General features: G+C 47.1%; 1 rRNA gene. It reads right to left on the reverse strand.

The features are described from left to right. Window positions 1-40 precede the first annotated feature (40 nt). Window positions 41-206: ribosomal RNA gene (locus OGX66_RS00365) — 23S ribosomal RNA — on the reverse strand; the annotation flags it as partial.

Raw genomic sequence — 206 nt, forward strand, 5'->3', positions numbered from 1 at the left:
GCTGAATGTCGTCTCTTCGCCAAAACATCTTCGGCGTTGTAAGGTTAAGCCTCACGGTTCATTAGTATCGGTTAGCTCAACGTATCGCTACGCTTACACACCCGACCTATCAACGTCATCGTCTTTAACGTTCCTTCAGGAGACTTAAAGTCTCAGGGAGAACTCATCTCGGGGCAAGTTTCGTGCTTAGATGCTTTCAGCACTTA

Origin of the sequence: Citrobacter sp. Cf072, assembly GCF_030334485.1 — a bacterium.
Classification (GTDB): Bacteria; Pseudomonadota; Gammaproteobacteria; order Enterobacterales; family Enterobacteriaceae; genus Citrobacter; species Citrobacter freundii.